This window comes from Proteiniphilum sp. (genome assembly GCF_034927365.1).
In the GTDB taxonomy this organism is placed as follows: Bacteria; Bacteroidota; Bacteroidia; order Bacteroidales; family Dysgonomonadaceae; genus Proteiniphilum.
Genome location: NZ_JAYFQD010000005.1, coordinates 37,300 through 56,557, shown reverse-complemented (window position 1 = coordinate 56,557; position 19,258 = coordinate 37,300). Strand labels below are relative to the sequence as shown.

Genomic DNA, 19,258 nt, shown 5'->3' with positions numbered 1-19,258 from the left:
CATTATAAATTCAAAGAGTATGACAACAATTATTTTCTGCCATCCCTGGCATGGAAGTTTCAACAAGGCGATTTTAGACACTGTGATCGCTCAATTGGATTCCGGTAATAAACCATATCAAGTGATAGACTTGTATAAAGATAAATTTAAGAGTGACTTTACGGAAAGTGAATTAGCTTTATACCGTAAGGGAGAGTTTACAGACCCTCTGGTAGGCAAATACCAGGATATGATCCGCCAATCGGAACAACTCATATTTATCTTCCCTATCTGGTGGGCGACAATGCCCGCAATGCTCAAAGGCTTTTTTGACAAAGTATTTCTGGTTAATTTTTCGCACAATTATGAAAATGGATGGACGCCGCTGTTGAAAATGAAAAAAGAAACAATAATAATAACGACTTCGCAAAGCGAGACCGAAAAATTCAATAATTCGATAGTAAATGTTTTTATAAACCAAACACTTGGGGCGGTTGGAATAACCAACCTCCGTTGGTTGAACAATCCGCGGACAACATCAGGAGACAATGCCCATAGAGCAGCTTTCCTGCAAGAGGTAGAAGAATTATTTTGAATGATCATTTAAAATAGCCGGTATATACCTCAAAGAGATTATGAGTTTATCCAAAAAAGAGATTGTTATAGTCCTGATACTTGCCTGGCTGACAGCTATAGAGGTGTTAAGCATGGATTTGTATCTCCCGGCATTTTCTGCAATAGAAGAAGATCTGAAAACAAATATGGGAAAAGTGCAGATCACTATTTCCGTTTTTTTAGCAGGATTTGCCGTAGGACAATTGTTATGGGGTTCTTTGTCGGACAGAGTCGGGCGGAAACTTCCCATCATTGCAGGTAGTGTAATTTATACTGTCTCGTCCCTTTATGTCTTATGGACAAATTCCATTGAAGAACTTTGGATCTGCCGCTTTATGCAGGCGTTCGGTGGTTCGGCTGGCGTAGTCATTGCCCGGGCAATAGTAACGGACTATTTTGACAGGAACAGGACTGCAAATATTTTCGCTTTGTTGGCGTTGGTGATGGGTGTCGGCCCGATTGTCGCTCCAATGATCGGGACCCTTTTATTGAAACAATGGAGTTGGCACAGTAATTTTACGGCCATGGCCATTCTGGGCGTGATTTCTTTACTGTCGGTTATATTCCTGTTGCCCGAAACGCATCCCAAAACCAAACGTCAAAAAACAATCAACCCCGCATACAAAGGGAGAACCGTTTTAGGCTCTTACCTGCATGTCTTTCGTAACAGGCAGTTCCTTACGTATACATTGATCGGAACTTTGACATATATCGGAATAATACTCTATATTTCCAATTCTCCTTTCCTGATTATGGAAAAAGGCGGTTTTAGCGGAGTAACTTACAGTCTGATATTCGGCGGCAATGCCCTTGGAATGATGATCGCTTCATTTTCAGTTACTGTCCTGAACAAACATGTTAAATTGCAACTCCTTGTCAAATGTGCTATTATTGTACAGGTTATTGCTACAGTATTATTGTTTGCTGCAGTGTTGATGGATCTCCCGGTTTGGTATATTCTTGTACTGGTATTTTTATTCCTTCTGACACTTGGAATTCTCTTTCCGACTACAACGGATCTGGCATTAAAGCCATTTCATAATGATAGCGGAACAGCTTCGGCCCTGTTTGGATTTGCCCAGTTGGCAATTACTTTTTTAGTCACGGCTCTTATCGGACTGTTACAAAACCATTCGATCCTTCCGATGGCTTCAGCTTTACTATTTTGCGCTTTGTTATCGTGGGTATTTACATTCATTCCTCAAAGACGTTTAAATGAAAAATGAAATTTCAACATAATTCCGATACATTTGTTACTGTTAAATTGTTATAGTAGTAAGAATGGAGAAGATACAAAAACAATATAAGTGGTATACTAAATTAGGGTTGACTTTGCTCATTCTGGTGGCTTATTATTTACTTTATTATCTGTTTAACCCGTTTAGTTCCTTTTGGGGATACTGGTTAGACGGCAGCACTGCCAACTTATTATTGGATCTCGTGGTTACATTCGTTATCTGCTGGCTGATAATCGAGTCGAGCATTTTGATAACCAATATACTTGAACACTATTTCCTGTGGACAAGGTTACCTTTGTGGCGGTTTGTGGCCCAGATCGTTTTACAGGTTATTGCCACTGTGATTATTCTCTTGTTGCAGCACCTGTTTTATGAATTGATTTTTGAAGAAATAACCCTCGACAAGTGGCAATATCTGGAAATAAGGCAATCGGTACTTTTAACTGTTATTATTTCGCTTTTTGTCAGTGCCGTTCACATTAGTACGTTCTTGCTGGACAAATGGAAACTGTCTATTTCGGAAGCCGCCGATTTGCGTATAAAGTCGTTGGAACTAAAAGAAATTGCTATGCAGGCCGAATTACAGTCGTTAAAGATTCAACTTGACCCTCATTTTATGTTTAACAATTTCAGCACACTCTCTGAACTGATCAACGACGATACGGAATTAGCCGCTTCTTTCCTGAGAAATCTTTCACGGGTTTATCGCTATATGATACAGAACCAGAAAAAAGATCTTGTACTGTTAAGCGAAGAAATTGCATTTGTCCGTGCTTATTTCTATCTTATGTATATCCGTCATGATAATAATGTGCAATTGAATATCGAACTGGCTGATGAAGTGCTGAAACAAAGTATTCCTCCAATTTCGGTACAATTGCTGATAGAAAATGCGATTAAACACAATATTGCGACAAAAGAAAAGCCATTGGTCATTCATGTGACATCGGATAACGGAAGTGTCTCGGTCAGCAACAATCTGCAACGGATAAGCAATATCTTCCCTTCTTCAACCGGAATCGGGCTGCAAAACATTCAAGACCGGTATCGTATATTATCGGATTATAAATTGCCTCAAATAACAGAAACAGCGGATCGTTTCTGTGTGAGTTTACCTCTGTTTAATTCAAATGAGTAATAGTTATGAAACGAGCATGATAATTGTTCTCACACAAAAAAAATGATTAAAAGCGAGTTGCCCCCCGGATAATACTTCTGTAGGAAGTCGGCGATTTCGCTTCGCTCAATTATCATATGATACCTTTGAAAATAATAATTTTAATCGTATGAAAATTTTAATTATAGAAGACGAGAAGCATAATGCTGCCAGGTTACAACGTATCCTGACGGAACTGTCAGGCGACTTTAAAGTAGTGGATATTCTTGAAACCGTCAGAGAAAGTGTGGAATGGTTCAACAGAGGAATAGACATTGATGTGGTATTGATGGATATACGCCTGGCTGATGGTTTGAGTTTTGACATTTTTGAGCAGACAGATGTGAAAAGTCCGGTTATATTCACTACAAGTTATGATGAGTACGCCATAAGGGCTTTTAAAGTGAATAGCATAGATTACCTGCTAAAACCGATTGAAAGGGAGGAACTGCTGCAGGCCCTCAATAAAGTAAAAATAAGGAATGAAGAAGCAAAAACGAATCCTGAAATAGAACAATTATTGCAACTGTTCAAAGAACAAAAGCCTGTTTTCAGGAAACGCTTTATTTTACCCAAATATGACGGTTATAAAATGATCGCTGTGGAAGAAATCGACTATATCTTTTTGGAAAACAAGATCACTTATCTGGTCACAAAAGAGGGTAGGAAAGAAGCGGTACAACAAACAATGGAAGATTTGAACGAAGAACTTGATCCCGAAGAATTTTTTCGTGCCAACCGTCAGTTTATTATACACATCAATAGTATCGGGGTGGTGCAAAACAGTGATAATGGAAAGGTAAAAGTTATCTTGAAAAGGGATCAGAGTCAAGAAATCATTGTCAGCCGGGAAAAAGCAGGTTTTTTAAAAAAATGGTTGGATAAATAGAAAATATACAATGAATAAAATTATTACCATTAGCCGTCAGTTTGGTAGCGGGGGACGTGAACTTGGCAGGCGCATGGCAGAGATCCTCGGGGTTGCTTAAAGCAATCATGGATTGCCGGGAAAAGGGTGCCTCACATTCTACATCGTAAGAAAAAGGCACCTCTTATTCTATATTGCAATTATTTTATGGATAATAAGACATTATTCGAGAAAACCACAATAAGCAAACTGTTTGCCATTGTAACTATTCCCGGTATTATCAGTATGCTCGTGTCGTCGCTTTATACCATTATCGATGGCATATTCGTGGGGCAATTGTTGGGAGCTGACGCCTTTGCAGCGGTGCAACTGGTGATGCCTTTCGTGATTATCAACTTCGCCATAGCCGACCTGATCGGCGTTGGCTCATCGGTTCCGATTGCCATTAAACTGGGTGAAAAGGACGAAAAGTCGGCCAGCAATATTTTTTCAAGTGCATGCCTACTTATTCTTGTAACGGGAATGGGGGCGGGCGCCCTGCTTTTTTTCTTCGGTGGTAGTTTTGTAAGGTTAATGGGCGCCGAAGAACGGCTTGTTATTATGGCATCGCAATATTTGCGTATTTATGCCGGCTTTGCTCCGGTTACAACCATCCTCTTTGCAGTAGACAACTATCTGCGTATCTGCGGGAAGGTACGCTACAGCATGATGGTCAATATCCTGATGTCGGTTTTGAGTATCATACTGGAGTTTATATTCCTGTTTGTTTTTCGTTTTGATATCTGGGGTGCTGCCCTTGCCACCTGCCTGAGTATGTTTGTTTGCGCCCTCATTGCCCTGGCGCCGTTCTTTCGCAGCAAAATGCAACTACGTTTCGTCAGGCCGCAGATCGACCGTAAGGTGCTGGTCAGTATCCTGGCAAACGGAGCCCCTACCTTTCTCAATAATATATCAGGACGCGTCACGGCTATTTTCTTCAATATCTTCCTGCTTCGCATGGGAGGCTCCATCGGGGTCTCTGCCTACGGCGTGGTGATGTACGCCGACAGTATCATGCAGCCTGTCCTCTATGGTTTTTGCGATTCGCTGCAACCGGCCATCGGATACAATTACGGGGCAAAGAATCATGACCGGATCGCGGCTATCAGGCGCAGGTGTTTTGCTATCTGCGGGATCCTGTCAGTCATCATGGCGGCAGTCATGCTCTTATTGAATAAACCTATCGTCAGTATCTTTGTACAAGCCGGGGATACGGCGCTGATGACCCTGGCCATACACGCTCTGTCGTTGTTTGCCTTTGCCTATCTGACCCGGTGGGTATCCATTGTTGCACAAAGTTATTTTTCGGCTATCGGCAAAGCAGGCCATGCTACCGTCGTCTCCCTTGCCATCGCCTTTATTTTCCCCATGCTGATGCTCTTTGCCCTTGAGCCGCTCGGGTTGGACGGTCTTTGGCTCAACTTGCCTTCCGCCTCATTGCTCACGGCTATCCTCGCGGTTATTCTTTTGGTCGTCCATGATAAAAAATGGCGCCGGCCGAAAGAATCTCCAGGGAGTATATCATAAGTTTTTATTTACCACCTGTATTCTTGATTTATTCGTCGAATAAATCCTTTCTGTATTTTATTCCCCATTCACCCATTATATGTATGACAGAATGTAAACTCCTTCCGAAGTCCGTAAGTTCATACTCAACCGATACAGGCATTGTATCATTGACAATACGCTTTACAATGTTATTCATTTCCAGATCCTTCAATTCCTTAGAAAGTACTTTTGGAGCAATACCCTCTACCTGCCTTTTTATATCCATAAAACGCATTTTACCGATATAAAATAAATGACCAATTATCAATGCTTTCCATTTGCCCCCTATCAAATCAATACAATCTTTCACGCCACGAATATGGTTCCTGCACTCCAAACTGATTTCTACTTTTTCTTTTTTCATTTTAATCAAATTAAACGGCAAAGTTACAAGAATAATTCCTTTTACATACCTGATTACCTATTAGTAATTAGCATCCTTAAGGTAACAGGTATTTATTTGTAACTAAAATAAGTCTATCTTTGTTGTAAACTAACAGCATATAAAAAGTGAACATTTAAATGAACAAAACCAATAACGGTTAGTTAAAATAATGTTGTAACAGACAGACCGTCAAATAGAAGTTTATGTTCATTTCCGATAAAAGGACTTATTCAAATAGATTCGAAAATTAAAATGACAATGAAAATAGAAATTTGGAGTGACGTGATGTGCCCGTTTTGTTATATCGGCAAACGGAATTTTGAAACCGCTTTAGAGCAGTTTGCCAATAAAGACGATATCGAGATCGTATGGAAAAGTTTTCAGCTTGATCCGTCCATACCTGAAATAGCGGATGAGAGCTATCTGGATTATCTTGTAAAACGCAAGGGAATGAGTCCCGGACAGGTTGCAGGAATGTTGGCAAATGTAACCCAATCTGCGAAAGAAGTGGGATTGGAGTACAATCTTGATAAATCTCAAATAGTTAACTCTTTCAAAGCGCACCGGTTCATACAGTTTGCCAAAGAAAAAAAATTAGGGACAGAGATGGAAGAAAGACTTTTCAGGGCTTTTTTCACAGAAGCGAAAAATATAGCCGATATTGAAACGCTGGCACAATTAGGCAAAGAAATCGGTTTGGATGAAAACGAACTTAAAACAGCATTTACCGATGATAAATATGCTTATCAGGTAAATCAGGATATACAGGAAGCCCGAACCCTCGGCATTAGCGGAGTTCCGTTTTTCGTGTTCGACAGAAAATTTGCTGTTTCGGGAGCACAACCGCCGCAAGCCTTTTCGGAAACATTAGGAAAATCATTTACCGAATGGAGAAAATTAAATCCTGAAACAAAATTAGAAGTAACACGGGGACAAAGCTGCTCAATAGATGGCGCTTGCGAATAAAGCAAGCCCATGAACGATGCAAACCTGGTTTCAGCGGGTTACCCGAATTTTCTCAAAATCTTTTACTATTTGTCTGAAAAATACCAGAGATAGTTCATTTTGTATAAGCTATCCGGATTAATAAGTACGTAAATTTGCATCCACTATAATAATAGTAGCATTTTTATGAAGAAGTATTTTTGTAGTTATAAAAAGAGCCTGTTTCCTAGTGCCTTCATATCGTAATGGGTAAATACAATTCATGTTAACTATATATTTTGGCATATTGTAATTGGCTTACCTTTTTACATATCTATTCTTAAACCTATCCCAACGTATATTAAAGAAATCATAATCTTTTTTATTTCAATAAATATATTACAGAATCAATTATGGATTTGGAATATTTACGCCTATTAAAAAAACTGACTGAAGATCAAGTATGGAAACTCTCGGAAGAAGATGTTTTTAATATTACAGAACTCTTTAGAACTGGAATTGTATCCAAGGTGGAACAATCGAGACATTTAAAAATTCTTGAAAAAGTCTTTGAATTTAGAACAATTAGTTTCAGGCAAGAACTTACAAAACACCATTTACAAAAAATGGGGTATGTTTTTTTCAACACGATAAGTAGTGAAAATCTATTGATAGGGATACACAAACGTAAAAAGGATATTTAGTTAGTGTAACTTATATTTATAGATTCTTTACGCCGTACAGCCTGATAGAATCATATTTACAAATAAACACTCAATAATAGTAGATGATGAAAAAAATAATTTTATCAACTGTTGATAAATCTTTCCTATCCCCATAAGTGATAGCATTTCTTGAAAAAATCCCAATTTTAAGGGATTGTGAGTACTGTTCAGAGGCGGTATTTTTGGGATGGAGAGTGTTTCCGTAAAGACAACATTCAAAGAAGGGAAAGAAGATTTGTAAATCATCAAGGAAATATGAATAAAATAAACTTGACAGGAGTTCCCGAAACAATGCTTTGGCCCCTGTATAACCGTGCTTATGAACAAAAAAGAAAAGACAGGCTTATTGACGACCCGCTTTCACTTAAAGTGCTGAACAGTATAGATTACGACTATGCGCGTAATTTCGGCAGACCGTCTGCGGGACATCCGCTGCGCGCGCGGGTATTTGACGACGCGTTGAAAGTTTGGCTCGAAGAAAATCGGGAAGGGACGATTGTTTCGTTGGGTGAAGGACTTGATACGCAGTTCTGGCGGGTGGATAACGGTTTGTTGAACTGGTTTTCTATTGATGTGCCCGAAGCAATTGATGTGCGGAATCATTTTTTACCTGCAAATGATAGAATAAAAACAATTCCGTGTTCAGCTCTCGATTTTACATGGATGGAACAGATTCCTCAAGGGAGACCTGTGTTTTTTCTTTTGGGCGGAGTAATCATGTATTTTACCGAAACCGAAAGCAAAAGGCTTCTCCAGCAAATAGCAAACAAGTTTTCGGGAAGTGAAATTATTTTCGATATGATACCCGAATGGTATTCAGCAAAGACCATGAAAGGCATGTACGTTACAAAAAACTATAAAGCACCGCCTATGCCATGGGGATTGAATCTTGCCGACTGCCATAAATTGTTGAGCATACACCCTGCCCTGGAACTGAAACAAAAAATGTCTTTCATCGACCCTTATCCCGAAAGGATGCATCCGTTCTCGTATTTCCGTTATTTTAAAACAATCAAAGAAAAGATGTCACCCTGGATGGTACATTTCTATATCAATAAAATATAGATAAAAAGACATAATGCAACGTATGATTAATAGAAAATTCATGTTCCATCTTCAATTAGGATGTGTCACAGTGGTCTTTTTCTTATAATAGAAATAGATAATAACTAATGTTGTAAGTATTTCAGCGCACGGTACAGTCAGCCAAATCCCCGATGTTCCGAACAAACGGGGCAAAAGGATGAAAAAGAATGGCATAAATATAAAGCCCCTCAGGATAGTATAGACAGTCGCACGGTTACCTCGTTCAACACTTTGATAATTCCCTATGGCGACAACATTGAAAGCAAAGAACGGGTAGGCAATGGCAAAAAGAGGAATCCCGTGTATCGCGATCTCGAAAGGACCAGTGTTGGAATTGAGGAATAAACCGATGATCAAGGAAGCTTCCAAGATCATAATGGTAGATATGGCCAAACCGCTGAAAACTGCTGTCACCAGGGCCAGTTTCGACGAATCATACACCCGTCTCCTGTTATTCACTCCGTGGTTAAAACTAATCATCGGCTGTGCAGATTGGGAAATTGCAGCATTCAGCATAAAAATAATAGGGAAGCAATAACAGGCCACACTAAACGCTGCAATTCCTTCTTCTCCGAGATAACGAATAAAAATCAGATTTCCGACGATCATCATAAATCCTATTGCGCTTTCGCCCAATAACCCTGATATGCCTAATTTTATCTGGTACCATATATTTCTAATTGTCAAACGGATACTTTTTATTGTCAGTTTTAATTTGTATAAATGTATAGTGCGTGAACGAAATATTAGATAATATAAAATCATACAAGCTTCGACGGTCAAAGCAATAACCGTAACCCATCCAATTTCCCAAATTAACAATAGCATGGTTGTGAAACAGAAAATAGAAAGAATAATTATTACTCCTAATACGATTCTTAAGTATCCTGATTTCATATCATTAATTTTTGATGTGTTTCGTGAAAGAGGCTGCCTCAGCGAGACAGCCTCCATACTTACATACCATGAAAGTGTGAAGTTCTTAAATGGTCGAAGCTTTTTTAGTGTTTAACCTATCATAAATTTCCTGTTTAGTTGGAAATTAACATCCTATATTTGATTTATATATCTCACTTCTCTTAGAGGTGTTGTAATCTTTTCCCAATTGTCAATGAACTCTGGAAGCGGAGCTTTTTTTTGCGGGAGTATACTCAATTGATAGAGAATTAAAACTACACACAATCATACTACTTTTAGAAAGATGTCTTGTTATAACAAAATTGAAAAAGCTAGGAGCTTCAGTCCATTTTTCAACAATGTTGGGATCTTCAATAGCCTGTATAGTACCATAAGTTTTTATTCATCCATCCTTGCAAGCTGCATAAATTTCAGCATGGATCGGCGTTACCGTTTGCTTATGCAAATCCTTGATTTTCATTGTCAAGAAACAAAATTTACCGTCAACCTCTTTAATATGATAAATAGGACGGAATTTTGTAATGCTGTCGACATAAGTAGCAAAGTAATATACTACACATCTGTTAAAATATTCAATAGTTCTATCCATTGATTTATCATTATAAAAACCTTGCATAATAAAAATAGCAATGATTGCACCTTAAAACCTCTATTCTTCTACACCTGAATTTATCCCTATCACTTCCTGAACTTCCTATATTTTGTCTAAACCAATCTGTAGGATTTATCTTGTCAATAATCAATTGCGACTTTTATCATTTTCGGGTTTTGCTTAATTTCAGCGACCTAATATGATACTTCAAAATTAATTGTAATATAATGAGCCTTTTGAAAGATATATACGCTATGGATTAGGGATCCATTCTCTTAACTCTCATATTAAGTCTAAATCGGCTTAAAATTGGTTCGAGAACAGAACGGTTAAGGGTACTCTCTAATTTAAAAAATAACTGAAAATCAATCGGTTATTGTTTTTCTTTTAGCCAATTGTTCCCAAATTGTTCCCATACAGATTTGAATTTTTACCACATGTGTAGAAAAATTAGTTAGGATAAAAGTAGTGTCTCAGGTCTCTATTTGCACAATCCAAATCGTTCAAATAATGCCAAAGCGGCCTTTTTTGAACATCTTAAAACGCTCATAAAACAGCAATTCTTATGATGTAATACTTTTAGGAGAGAGTTTGTATGGTTCTTCATTGTCACGGGCCATAAACCTTGGGTTCGCGGTTTCTTATATCTTTATGATCAAACCAATCGTGGGAAGAATGGTACCGGTAGTATTGTCGAGTATCCTGAGCCCTTGTTTGGCCGGATCCCCCCCGGCATCGGGAATAACAGCGCCCTCTTTGTCGGTGTTGATGTAGATAGGTGGCCTCTCGCTCTGAAAGTTGTAAACGTTCTGCACATCCACATACAGGTTCAATAACCACCTGTTGAAATAAAACTCCTTATCGACACGGAGGTCCAACTGGTGTGAATCTTTGAGCCGTAGGGAATTAAACCGGCTGTAATCAATATACGCCTGGTTGGTAACATTCCATGCCTCCCGGTTCGCGGACAACTCTTGGTCAATCGGGGAGTAGGGCGCACCTCCCACGTACCGCCAGCGTGCTGCCACGTTCCAGCTCTTTCCGAACCTGTATCCGGCAATCAGGTTTAACAGGTGGCGGGTGTCCCACGACGAAGGACGATAAACGGATTCTTGGTCTGTAAACTCACTCCTGAACCAAGTGTATGTCGACGTCAGGTTCAGCCCTTTCCAGTCGGCGATTTTGTATAGCACCTCTATCCCGTAGGCACGGCCCTTACCGGTTGATAGTATCTCTTCATCGCCCACCTGTCCGTAATCGGCTCCCTTGCTGGCAATACTCAACCCGTCTTTCACCGAAAGAGGGTACCGGTGATATTGCTTGTAAAAGCTTTCAACGGTAAGGTGCATTTTTTCCTGTGGACGATATTCAAAACCTACTACCGCATGGTCGGAGACAATATACTTTATATTCTCATTGCGGTTCGCGTATTGGCCTTCCGGGTTCTTGTATCCCATTGTCGTGTAAGCGGGTTGGGCGGTATAGCGTCCAGTATTTGCACTTATATCCCATTTGTCCGAAAGGGAATAGGATGCCGACAACCTTGGTGACACCTGGTTCAAAGGATTTGCCATATTCCGGTTGAAGTTGTTCCCGGCCATGTTGATACCGAACGATAGCTGCAACCTTTCGTCGAGATAGTCGTCCGAAACCTGGGTAAAGAGCTGATAACCGAACAGGTTCAGTGTCGTGTTGTAGCGGATATCTGTTACTCTCCCGTCTGTGAATGCGCGGCGGTAAGTATCGTTGATGTAATGTGAATAGCGCACACCTGCTCCCATTTTGAGTTGCACGGGTAAGGAGCGGAAGTCGCGTTCGAAACGGAGTTTATTTTCTGATTCGTCTGACCGGTAATCTCCCGTTTTTGATTTAGCCTCGTCGTTATCCTCAAATTTATAATTCTTATTCCGCAGCATATTGCGACTAAGCACCCACGTATCGAGATGATTGTCGCTGAAATGCCTGTAAACAGCCCCTACGGTATAATTCCATTGCTCATAAACAGGCAGGTAAGAGAGAAGGTACTTTTGTGTTTCGGTGCCCGTTTGCTGAAGTTCTTTATTGAGCACTAAATTATCGATTGCCCCGATGCCGATGAACGAGACCACGTTCTTCGGGTCTATTTCGTAGGTGTACTTCGCCTGGAAATCGTTATACGTGGGCAAGAATGGTAACCCGATCGCTTTGAACAGCAGTTGCAGGTATGACTGGCGGGCCGAGACAATAAATGTTGATTTGGGCCCCAGCGGTCCATCGAGTGTCAGGGCTGCATCCGAAGCGCCCACGGATAGTTTCGTGTGAACGCGATCCTTGCTTCCGTTTTTCTGCCTGATTTCCATCACCGAACTCAACGCGTTGGCACGGTTCGCCGGGAAAGCGCCGGTATAAAAATCGATTTCCCGTACAAAATCAGGATTGATCACACCAATGGCTCCGCCCGATGAACCTTGCGTGGCGAAATGGTTGATGACCGGAATTTCAATCCCGTCGAGATAAAATACATTTTCTGACGGGCCTCCTCCGCGCACAATGAGATCATTCCTGTTGGGATCCATAGCTCCCACACCGGGTAATGTCTGTAGTACTTTTGATACGTCGCGGTTCACTCCCGCGCTTTTTTCAATCTGTTGCACGCCCACGTAGAATGAAGATACGGGGCTCTCGATCCTCCTGGCGTCTAGTTTAGGCGTCACGGTGACTTCCCGCAATACAATATCATCTTCATCGAGTGGAATATCTATAAATGCCGTCTGGTTTCCCTGGACCTGTATCTCCGGGGAAACAATACTCCTGAACCCGACAGAACTTACCACCAACCTGATGAACCCCGGATCTACATTCACGAAAGAGAATCCACCGGTACTATCCGATACGGCTCCCATATCGGTTCCCTGTATCAAAATAGTAGCGTATTCAACAGGAATATTGGTCTTTACATGAAATACTCTCCCCTCAATTCTTCCCTTTTGCGCCGATAAACCTAATGAAAAGATACAGGAGAGCAGGATGGTTATTGTTTTATGCATATTCTTCGGACTCTCTTTTTAAAGTCAACGAAAGAACAATCTGTGTCGGGACTTTGTTTCAAGTGAAAATTAAAAAACTTATCAAATATTAAAATCAATAATGCTCATTATTTTCAAAGCATCTCCGTAAACCTTCAATGTCCTGTCCCTCCCGAAACCATGTTCTATGATCGGTCTTGGATAATCACTTGTTCCATATTCGGGTAACCATTTCTTTATATAAACCAATTTTTTATCAAAAATAAAAATTGGCAGAACAGGGAACCCTGATTCCAGGGCTTCATAAAGTGCTTTGTTATCGTCTAAGCGCAGATCTCTACGAAACCAAAAAGTGAGACTTTAGTTCTCATTGAGATATGGATTGTTGTTTTTATCGTGCACGACCCAAATCAATCTAGTTATATCATAACCAATTTCCTTTGCAATTTGCAAATAATTGGATTTTACGTCCTGAGGGATATTTTTTTCGCGGGATAAAATCCACAGATAATCTAAATTTTTTCCCGCAATGAGTGCATATTGATAATTTTCATCCAATGCCACCACATTATAACCGGAATAAAATGGTCCGAAAAAACTCACCTTCAAGGCAGCAATATCTTTTTGACCTCTAAATTTAGCCAACCCTTCCGCTTTCTTCCATTCTTTTTTAATGAAATTAAAGCCGCTATTCAATACAATAACATTTCCGTTCTTATCCAACCTGTATTGTGCCGAGGTGTTGTCTAAATTCTTTTCAAACCGAAAATCAAAACGTGCTATTTCATACCAAACTCCCAAATAACGATTGATGTCGAAATTTTGAATAGGTTTTGCCTTCTTAGGAATTGAAACACAGTTGTTGAATAATAAAAATAAGAAAGCCAGCGATGTTCCAATAAATACTTTTTTTTTCATCTTGAGCTGTTTTGGTGTTGTTTTATAACAACAGTTTCTTAAAAATAGTTGCCGATAATCATATTTTTTCGAAAGAGCAGTTTTGTTAGAATAGAAGATGCCATTTTTTCCTTATATAAAATAAACTGCTTATGCCTTTGGGTCAAGTTCGTCGCAATTCTTACAATTCATATTTTGCTTTGTCACTTATTCATTATTATGCCGGTTATAATAGCAGCCAACTCGCTTATGTGTATCACAAAATTAGAGAAATACTACAAATAATAAAGAGAAAAGACTGAATAATAGGCGAAAGAAGACGTACAATAAAACTCAAATTTCAGCTCAGAAAAAGGATATACTTTTGGATCAAATCAAGATGGAATTTGCCAAGACATAAATTCTTATCAGATGACTAATTATTGTATTATCAACTCATTTCATTAAATTTGTATGGCTTATGAAAAAGACATTATTTACATTTCTGGTATTCGTGTCGATATGTGTGCAGGCACGGGAAATACGCAATTTAAAGGATCTGCGTATCGGCGACAGTTTCAGCATACGCATCACAGTACCCATTGAACCGGCCAGGCAACTCTCGGTGTGGGAAATTGAGCAGTCGCAAAAAATTGATGTTGGTTTTCAGGTATTGGGAATTACCCAAGACTCGGTCGTGTTGGCAATCCAACCTACACGATGGTTTATCTATTACCAAAGCCCTCATGACAAGAGGGTATCGGTATATTTAGATTCCGATTATGTATTGTATAGCGACAAGAAAAGGTTTTTCTATCAGTTCAATGATCACTCGGCAACGGCATCCATCAACACGGGTAGTGGCAAAGCAACACTTAGACTCATTCCCAAGCCGGAAGAAGAGAAAAATGCTTCACGCTCGAAAAAAGAATGGTACACACAGCCTTATGAAATACCTCAGGGACTGGGATTTTTTTATTTCGACAGTTTTTTTCCCGACTTTTCATTAAACTTCGAAGAACTTATCAAGGCAAGCCTTGAAAGTTTTATCGCCAGATGGGAAGACCCGGCAAAACCGGCAGCACCTGTACCGTGGCTGGTCGAGTTAAACCCGGAGAGAAACAAAGCCGACGCAGCTACCTTTATCAACATTCTGGATGCCTCTTTCCCTCTTCAGTCCAATACTTTCATTTCCCTTACCCATCCTGGTGAAATCCCTGAAGACCGGCTATTCCTGAAAGTAGGCAACCGAAAGATTATGCCTACGAAAAAAGAAGATAACTCTTATGAGTTCAGTTTCTTCCTGCCTCTACCCAAACGGGCATACATAGGGGATCTCATATTGGATCTGACACCTTCCGATTCATTGATAATCGGATATGACAAAGACACCGGTTTTGTGTTTGAGGGCAGAGGGGCGGCAAATAGTGCCTTCACCAATGCAATCACTAAATGGTACAGCGCCAATGAAGATATTCAAAAAGCAGACATGGAAAATCGTCTCGCTGAAGGAGAGAAAGTCTATCAGTCAACCTTGGATAAAAATTTTCCCGGAATGAACAGTTATTGGTTAAAATCTGCCAAACTCTCCAATGATTATTGGCATTCGTCTCAACAGTTTAAGACCTACAACAAGAATATACGAGAGAACTGGAGTAGAAAAAGACCTTCTGATGATATAATTCCGTGGAATGATGACCACATCAAGAGTCTGTTTCCTTCTGCCGACTACCTGTATCAACCTTATATGTATGCCGATTTGGTGGATAATTTCTTCATATACAAAGCCCGTGAGGCAAATAACAGCGTGATGACCGGAATGAATTATCTTGAGGGATATATATCAAGTTACTATTTTTCCGATGCTGTCTTCTGGGGATATCCGCGTACCCATCTGACAAGCAAAACCCTCAAGGAATTGATGGTCAATTCTCATCTGGAAAGGAGCAATAGGGAATACGAGGATTTTATCAGCAAGCAGCATGATCCTGAAACCCTTGAGGCAGTTATTGCGCTGCACCGGCAGTTGAAGATGATCGAACCCGGGGCAAACATCAAGGAGTTGGGACTCGACGTGGAAAAATATATTCCACTAAAAAAGAATCCCGACAAATATATCATACTTTTGGTCGGGGACGATAAAATCGGATTCAACCGCAACTCAGGAGACTACAAGACAAATATCAAGGAAATACAGGAGTCGTTAAAAAACAGTTTGCGTGAAAACAACCTGACCGACAAGGTAGACCTATGCCTTATCACGTCTGTGTCAAGCAAATCAAAACTGGAAGTCACGCCAGAAATAGAAAATGGAATCATCTTCGTGCCCGACAAGGAAGTGAGAGACTATGAAGATAAAGTAGTGAGCAAGAAAAGATCTTTTATAGTCCTTAAAAGTAATGGCGAAATAGTGAGCAGGGATGATCCAAGTGAAGACAAATTGTCCATACACTTTCTGATCAAATTGATTAAAGAAGATATCGAAAACCCTAAAAATCAAGATTCTGCCACTGGTAGGATCTTGGTTATTTTATTTACCATATTGATTTCTGCCATCATCTCTTTTTTGGCTGCCAGATATCTTATTACGCGGCGGGAGAGGATAAAAAGGCGTATCCAGGAACTTGAACTGAAAGCCATACGGGCGCAAATCAATCCTCATTTCACCTTCAATGCATTGGGTTCAATCCAGAACCTTATCCTACAGAAAAAGGATCGGGAGGCGAATGAATATCTGGTTAACTTTGCAAAACTTCTGCGCATGGTGTTATCCACATCCGAAAAGAAGCTGATCTCTTTGTCGGACGAGATTGAGCTGCTCGATCTCTACCTGCGGCTGGAACAGTTAAGGGTTCACTTCACCTACGCTATCAACGTTGATCAGAGCATAGATACCGAAAATGAAGATATCCCGGGGATGTTGATACAACCGATCGTAGAAAATGCGGTAAAACATGGTATTGTACCGAATGGAGGCGGGAGTATCATTATCAACTTCAAGCTTGGCTTCAACACTACAGCACTATTGGTGGAAGTGATCGATTCGGGAAAAGGTTTTCCTAATGAAATAGACAGCCTATCACAAGGGTTTGGATTGAAGTCGGTAAGGGAAAGGTTAAATTTACTGAGCAAGGAACTGCATCTCGATATTGAACTAAAAACAGGCAATATAATAGAAGAGAACAAAATTCTGGGTGCCAGCGTAAATTTGTATATACCCGTATAGGAACAAAAAAATAAAGGATATGGACATCATCAACTCTATTATCGTAGAAGACGAGCATCACAACAGGGAAAATCTTCTCAGTATTTTGAAAGAATATTGTCCTTCTGTCCATGTACTTGCCTCGTGTGCATCCGCGCTGGAAGCGAGAAAGAAGATTATTGAACTACAGCCTGATCTGGTTTTTCTCGATATCGAGATGCCCGGCAAAGATGGTTTCTCGATGCTGGAAAGCCTCCCCGAATTAAATTTCGAAGTCATTTTTGTCACCGCTTTTTCCGGTTATGCCGTCAAGGCGATCAAGTTCTCGGCTCTCGACTATATCGTAAAACCCATCGATACCATGGAATTGCTGAGGGCCGTTGACAAGGCCTCGAAGAAGAAAAGAGAAAGGCAGAAGAACATCCGGATGGCAAATCTCATTGAAAATCAGCACAAAGAAGAACACAAAAAGACATTGGCACTACCGCTGTCCGACAAGATAGAGTTCGTAGAGGTGTCAAATATTATCCGCTGTCAGGCAGACGGAAACTATACCATGTTTCATCTTCGCAATGGCGAAAAGTTACTTATATCGAAAACACTTAAAGAGTATGATGAGCTATTATCTTCATTCAATTTCTTGAGAGTACACCAATCCCATCTTATCAACCTCGACGAGATCAAGAGTTTTATCAAGACTGATGGGGGCTATATCCTAATGAAAGACGGAACAAACATTACTATCTCCAGACAACGTAGAGAAATGGTTCTAGGTATCCTAAAGGAAAAGCAGCATTCATAATTTCTAGTTATTATTTTGAGGTGCTTGCCAAAAATAGTCCGGGTCGTGGGTTACATATTTAGGAGTAATAATTCCGTCCGGCAAATCGAATTCAAATCCGACGGGTAATAATGCGATATACTTATTCTCATTTTTGCGGTACCGGCTCTCGGGATTAAATCTACTATAGTCAATACATTGAATCCAATATAAATTTTTCGCCATGTAATTATCCAGATAATACTCTTTCGTCTGTTTTGATATATTGTTCCAATTTGCGTCTTCATTGAGCACGAGAGGTTTATTGGCAATCAAGCATTCCCGTACTTCGGCTATGCTCAACAAATTTCCATTTTCGTCTTTCACGTAAGCATTAAAGGTTGGATCAACCCACACCCATTTCTGTAATTGAGTGGAATAGACGGTATTGATTACGTGACAATCAGGGTCGTCGGGATTTTTAGGCATACAAGTAACATAGCGGGAACTGAAACCCATGGAGAGGTACATTTCATTTAAAGCGATGGCCAGATGACGGCAATTCACTCCTTTTCCGGTCGATTTATTATAATTATAGATGTCTATTGCATCAAATTCGCAAAGCGCAAAATTATTACCGTTATGCTTTATGGTGTTATGGGCAAAATTAAGAATGTTGATAATCTTCGACACTTCATCACCATTACCCGCCACGGAATCAAGATTGAAAAATGTACGGACCTCTTTTAAATTCCGATTATCAGTGGACTGATAGGTAAATTGGGGGAGAGAGTCTGTATTTTCTTTTTGATATTTGTTTGAATTTTGCAGGATAAAGAGTTTATCAAACTGTTTTATCTGATTCAATAGGGCTATGAATTTTTTTTCTTTGCGAATATTATCCAGATCGGCGTCTGCTTTCGCATGCCGATATTCTGAATAACTGGCTTCAATCGCTTTCTCAAAAGCATTGACAGCTTCTTTCTTTTTATTGAGTAACGAGTAGGTACAAGCTAAATTATAATAGGTATTCGCCTTGATACTGGCAAGAGAGATCTTATATTTAGTCATGTCTTCTGCCGGTAATTCCAAGTTATCCGTCAACTTCAACATTTCCCGCAACGAAGCTTCAGTCTTTTTGTATTCTCCCTTGTCGTAATATTGACTATATTGCTTTTGGATGCTATCCAATTTCGAGATAAAATTGTCAAAAATAGGAGAACCGGTTTGGCCAAACGTGGTGAATGATCCACCAATAATAATTACAAAAAGAATAAATATTTTTTTCATATCATCTTTCCGATTAGGAGTATGTTTTCAAATCTTGTCTCTACGGCTT

At 39.9% G+C, this 19,258-nt stretch carries 16 protein-coding genes and 1 pseudogene; 11 read left to right on the top strand and 6 right to left on the bottom strand.

All coding sequences use genetic code 11. The features are described 5' to 3' along the window. Positions 1-19 precede the first annotated feature (19 nt). From VB073_RS02320 to VB073_RS02300, 6 genes are all read left to right on the top strand, one after another. A complete protein-coding gene (locus VB073_RS02320) occupies positions 20-574 on the top strand; it encodes an NAD(P)H-dependent oxidoreductase (RefSeq protein ID WP_323402534.1) in 555 nt (184 codons plus the stop codon). Between the two features lie 40 nt (positions 575-614). Further along, positions 615-1,820 carry a multidrug effflux MFS transporter gene (locus tag VB073_RS02315; RefSeq protein ID WP_323402533.1) on the top strand — a complete coding sequence of 402 codons (1,206 nt, stop codon included), beginning with the start codon at positions 615-617 and terminating at the stop codon, positions 1,818-1,820. Between the two features lie 55 nt (positions 1,821-1,875). Further along, on the top strand, positions 1,876-2,970 hold the full coding sequence (locus VB073_RS02310) for a sensor histidine kinase (protein ID WP_323402532.1): 1,095 nt from the start codon (positions 1,876-1,878) through the stop codon (positions 2,968-2,970). A gap of 148 nt (positions 2,971-3,118) precedes the next feature. Beyond that, the gene (locus VB073_RS02305; RefSeq protein ID WP_323402531.1) at positions 3,119-3,877 is read left to right on the top strand and encodes a LytTR family DNA-binding domain-containing protein; all 759 of its coding nucleotides are present in this window, start codon (positions 3,119-3,121) and stop codon (positions 3,875-3,877) included. A gap of 10 nt (positions 3,878-3,887) precedes the next feature. Next, entirely contained in the window at positions 3,888-3,977 is a 90-nt protein-coding gene (locus tag VB073_RS17410) for a cytidylate kinase family protein (protein ID WP_416349489.1), read from the top strand. Positions 3,978-4,063: 86 nt separating this feature from the next. Then, on the top strand, positions 4,064-5,422 hold the full coding sequence (locus tag VB073_RS02300) for an MATE family efflux transporter (protein ID WP_323402530.1): 1,359 nt from the start codon (positions 4,064-4,066) through the stop codon (positions 5,420-5,422). Between the two features lie 28 nt (positions 5,423-5,450). Here VB073_RS02300 and VB073_RS02295 read toward each other — a convergent pair whose 3' ends face one another. Then, positions 5,451-5,807 (bottom strand): helix-turn-helix domain-containing protein, encoded by a 357-nt coding sequence (locus VB073_RS02295; RefSeq protein WP_323402529.1) that lies wholly within the window; start codon positions 5,805-5,807, stop codon positions 5,451-5,453. A gap of 279 nt (positions 5,808-6,086) precedes the next feature. On the opposite strand from VB073_RS02295, the gene VB073_RS02290 reads away from it, so the two are divergent. The 3 genes from VB073_RS02290 (at position 6,087) to VB073_RS02280 (ending at position 8,542) form a co-directional block, all read left to right on the top strand. After that, positions 6,087-6,794, top strand: a complete 708-nt coding sequence (locus VB073_RS02290; protein WP_323402528.1) for a DsbA family oxidoreductase — start codon at positions 6,087-6,089, stop codon at positions 6,792-6,794. Positions 6,795-7,165: 371 nt separating this feature from the next. Then, positions 7,166-7,456: a hypothetical protein gene (locus VB073_RS02285; protein WP_323402527.1), complete on the top strand. Its 291-nt coding sequence runs from the start codon at positions 7,166-7,168 to the stop codon at positions 7,454-7,456. A 276-nt stretch (positions 7,457-7,732) separates the two neighbouring features. Then, positions 7,733-8,542 (top strand): class I SAM-dependent methyltransferase, encoded by an 810-nt coding sequence (locus VB073_RS02280; RefSeq protein WP_323402526.1) that lies wholly within the window; start codon positions 7,733-7,735, stop codon positions 8,540-8,542. Positions 8,543-8,593: 51 nt separating this feature from the next. Here VB073_RS02280 and VB073_RS02275 read toward each other — a convergent pair whose 3' ends face one another. From VB073_RS02275 to VB073_RS02265, 4 genes and pseudogenes are all read right to left on the bottom strand, one after another. Further along, a complete protein-coding gene (locus VB073_RS02275; protein ID WP_323402525.1) occupies positions 8,594-9,250 on the bottom strand; it encodes an MATE family efflux transporter in 657 nt (218 codons plus the stop codon). A gap of 1,464 nt (positions 9,251-10,714) precedes the next feature. Beyond that, positions 10,715-13,099 carry a TonB-dependent receptor gene (locus VB073_RS02270; RefSeq protein WP_323402524.1) on the bottom strand — a complete coding sequence of 795 codons (2,385 nt, stop codon included), beginning with the start codon at positions 13,097-13,099 and terminating at the stop codon, positions 10,715-10,717. 81 nt (positions 13,100-13,180) lie between these two features. Further along, positions 13,181-13,417, bottom strand: a pseudogene (locus VB073_RS17405) (deoxyribodipyrimidine photo-lyase); the annotation flags it as partial. A 21-nt stretch (positions 13,418-13,438) separates the two neighbouring features. Next, complete coding sequence (locus tag VB073_RS02265; protein ID WP_323402523.1) at positions 13,439-13,996, bottom strand: lipocalin family protein; 558 nt, start codon at positions 13,994-13,996, stop codon at positions 13,439-13,441. Between the two features lie 439 nt (positions 13,997-14,435). On the opposite strand from VB073_RS02265, the gene VB073_RS02260 reads away from it, so the two are divergent. Further along, positions 14,436-17,180 (top strand): sensor histidine kinase, encoded by a 2,745-nt coding sequence (locus tag VB073_RS02260; protein WP_323402522.1) that lies wholly within the window; start codon positions 14,436-14,438, stop codon positions 17,178-17,180. A 19-nt stretch (positions 17,181-17,199) separates the two neighbouring features. After that, on the top strand, positions 17,200-17,961 hold the full coding sequence (locus VB073_RS02255) for a LytTR family DNA-binding domain-containing protein (RefSeq protein WP_323402521.1): 762 nt from the start codon (positions 17,200-17,202) through the stop codon (positions 17,959-17,961). A gap of 3 nt (positions 17,962-17,964) precedes the next feature. Here VB073_RS02255 and VB073_RS02250 read toward each other — a convergent pair whose 3' ends face one another. Next, positions 17,965-19,209 carry a TPR end-of-group domain-containing protein gene (locus VB073_RS02250; protein WP_323402520.1) on the bottom strand — a complete coding sequence of 415 codons (1,245 nt, stop codon included), beginning with the start codon at positions 19,207-19,209 and terminating at the stop codon, positions 17,965-17,967. Positions 19,210-19,258: the final 49 nt, after the last annotated feature.

Coding starts and splice junctions, on each gene's coding strand:
- VB073_RS02280 (WP_323402526.1), top strand. CDS start 7,733: ATGAATAAAATAAACTTGACAGGAGTTCCCGAAACAATGCTTTGGCCC.
- VB073_RS02290 (WP_323402528.1), top strand. CDS start 6,087: ATGAAAATAGAAATTTGGAGTGACGTGATGTGCCCGTTTTGTTATATC.
- VB073_RS02265 (WP_323402523.1), bottom strand. CDS start 13,996: ATGAAAAAAAAAGTATTTATTGGAACATCGCTGGCTTTCTTATTTTTA.
- VB073_RS02295 (WP_323402529.1), bottom strand. CDS start 5,807: ATGAAAAAAGAAAAAGTAGAAATCAGTTTGGAGTGCAGGAACCATATT.
- VB073_RS17410 (WP_416349489.1), top strand. CDS start 3,888: ATGAATAAAATTATTACCATTAGCCGTCAGTTTGGTAGCGGGGGACGT.
- VB073_RS02285 (WP_323402527.1), top strand. CDS start 7,166: ATGGATTTGGAATATTTACGCCTATTAAAAAAACTGACTGAAGATCAA.
- VB073_RS02300 (WP_323402530.1), top strand. CDS start 4,064: ATGGATAATAAGACATTATTCGAGAAAACCACAATAAGCAAACTGTTT.
- VB073_RS02250 (WP_323402520.1), bottom strand. CDS start 19,209: ATGAAAAAAATATTTATTCTTTTTGTAATTATTATTGGTGGATCATTC.
- VB073_RS02310 (WP_323402532.1), top strand. CDS start 1,876: ATGGAGAAGATACAAAAACAATATAAGTGGTATACTAAATTAGGGTTG.
- VB073_RS02260 (WP_323402522.1), top strand. CDS start 14,436: ATGAAAAAGACATTATTTACATTTCTGGTATTCGTGTCGATATGTGTG.
- VB073_RS02315 (WP_323402533.1), top strand. CDS start 615: ATGAGTTTATCCAAAAAAGAGATTGTTATAGTCCTGATACTTGCCTGG.
- VB073_RS02255 (WP_323402521.1), top strand. CDS start 17,200: ATGGACATCATCAACTCTATTATCGTAGAAGACGAGCATCACAACAGG.
- VB073_RS02320 (WP_323402534.1), top strand. CDS start 20: ATGACAACAATTATTTTCTGCCATCCCTGGCATGGAAGTTTCAACAAG.
- VB073_RS02270 (WP_323402524.1), bottom strand. CDS start 13,099: ATGCATAAAACAATAACCATCCTGCTCTCCTGTATCTTTTCATTAGGT.
- VB073_RS02305 (WP_323402531.1), top strand. CDS start 3,119: ATGAAAATTTTAATTATAGAAGACGAGAAGCATAATGCTGCCAGGTTA.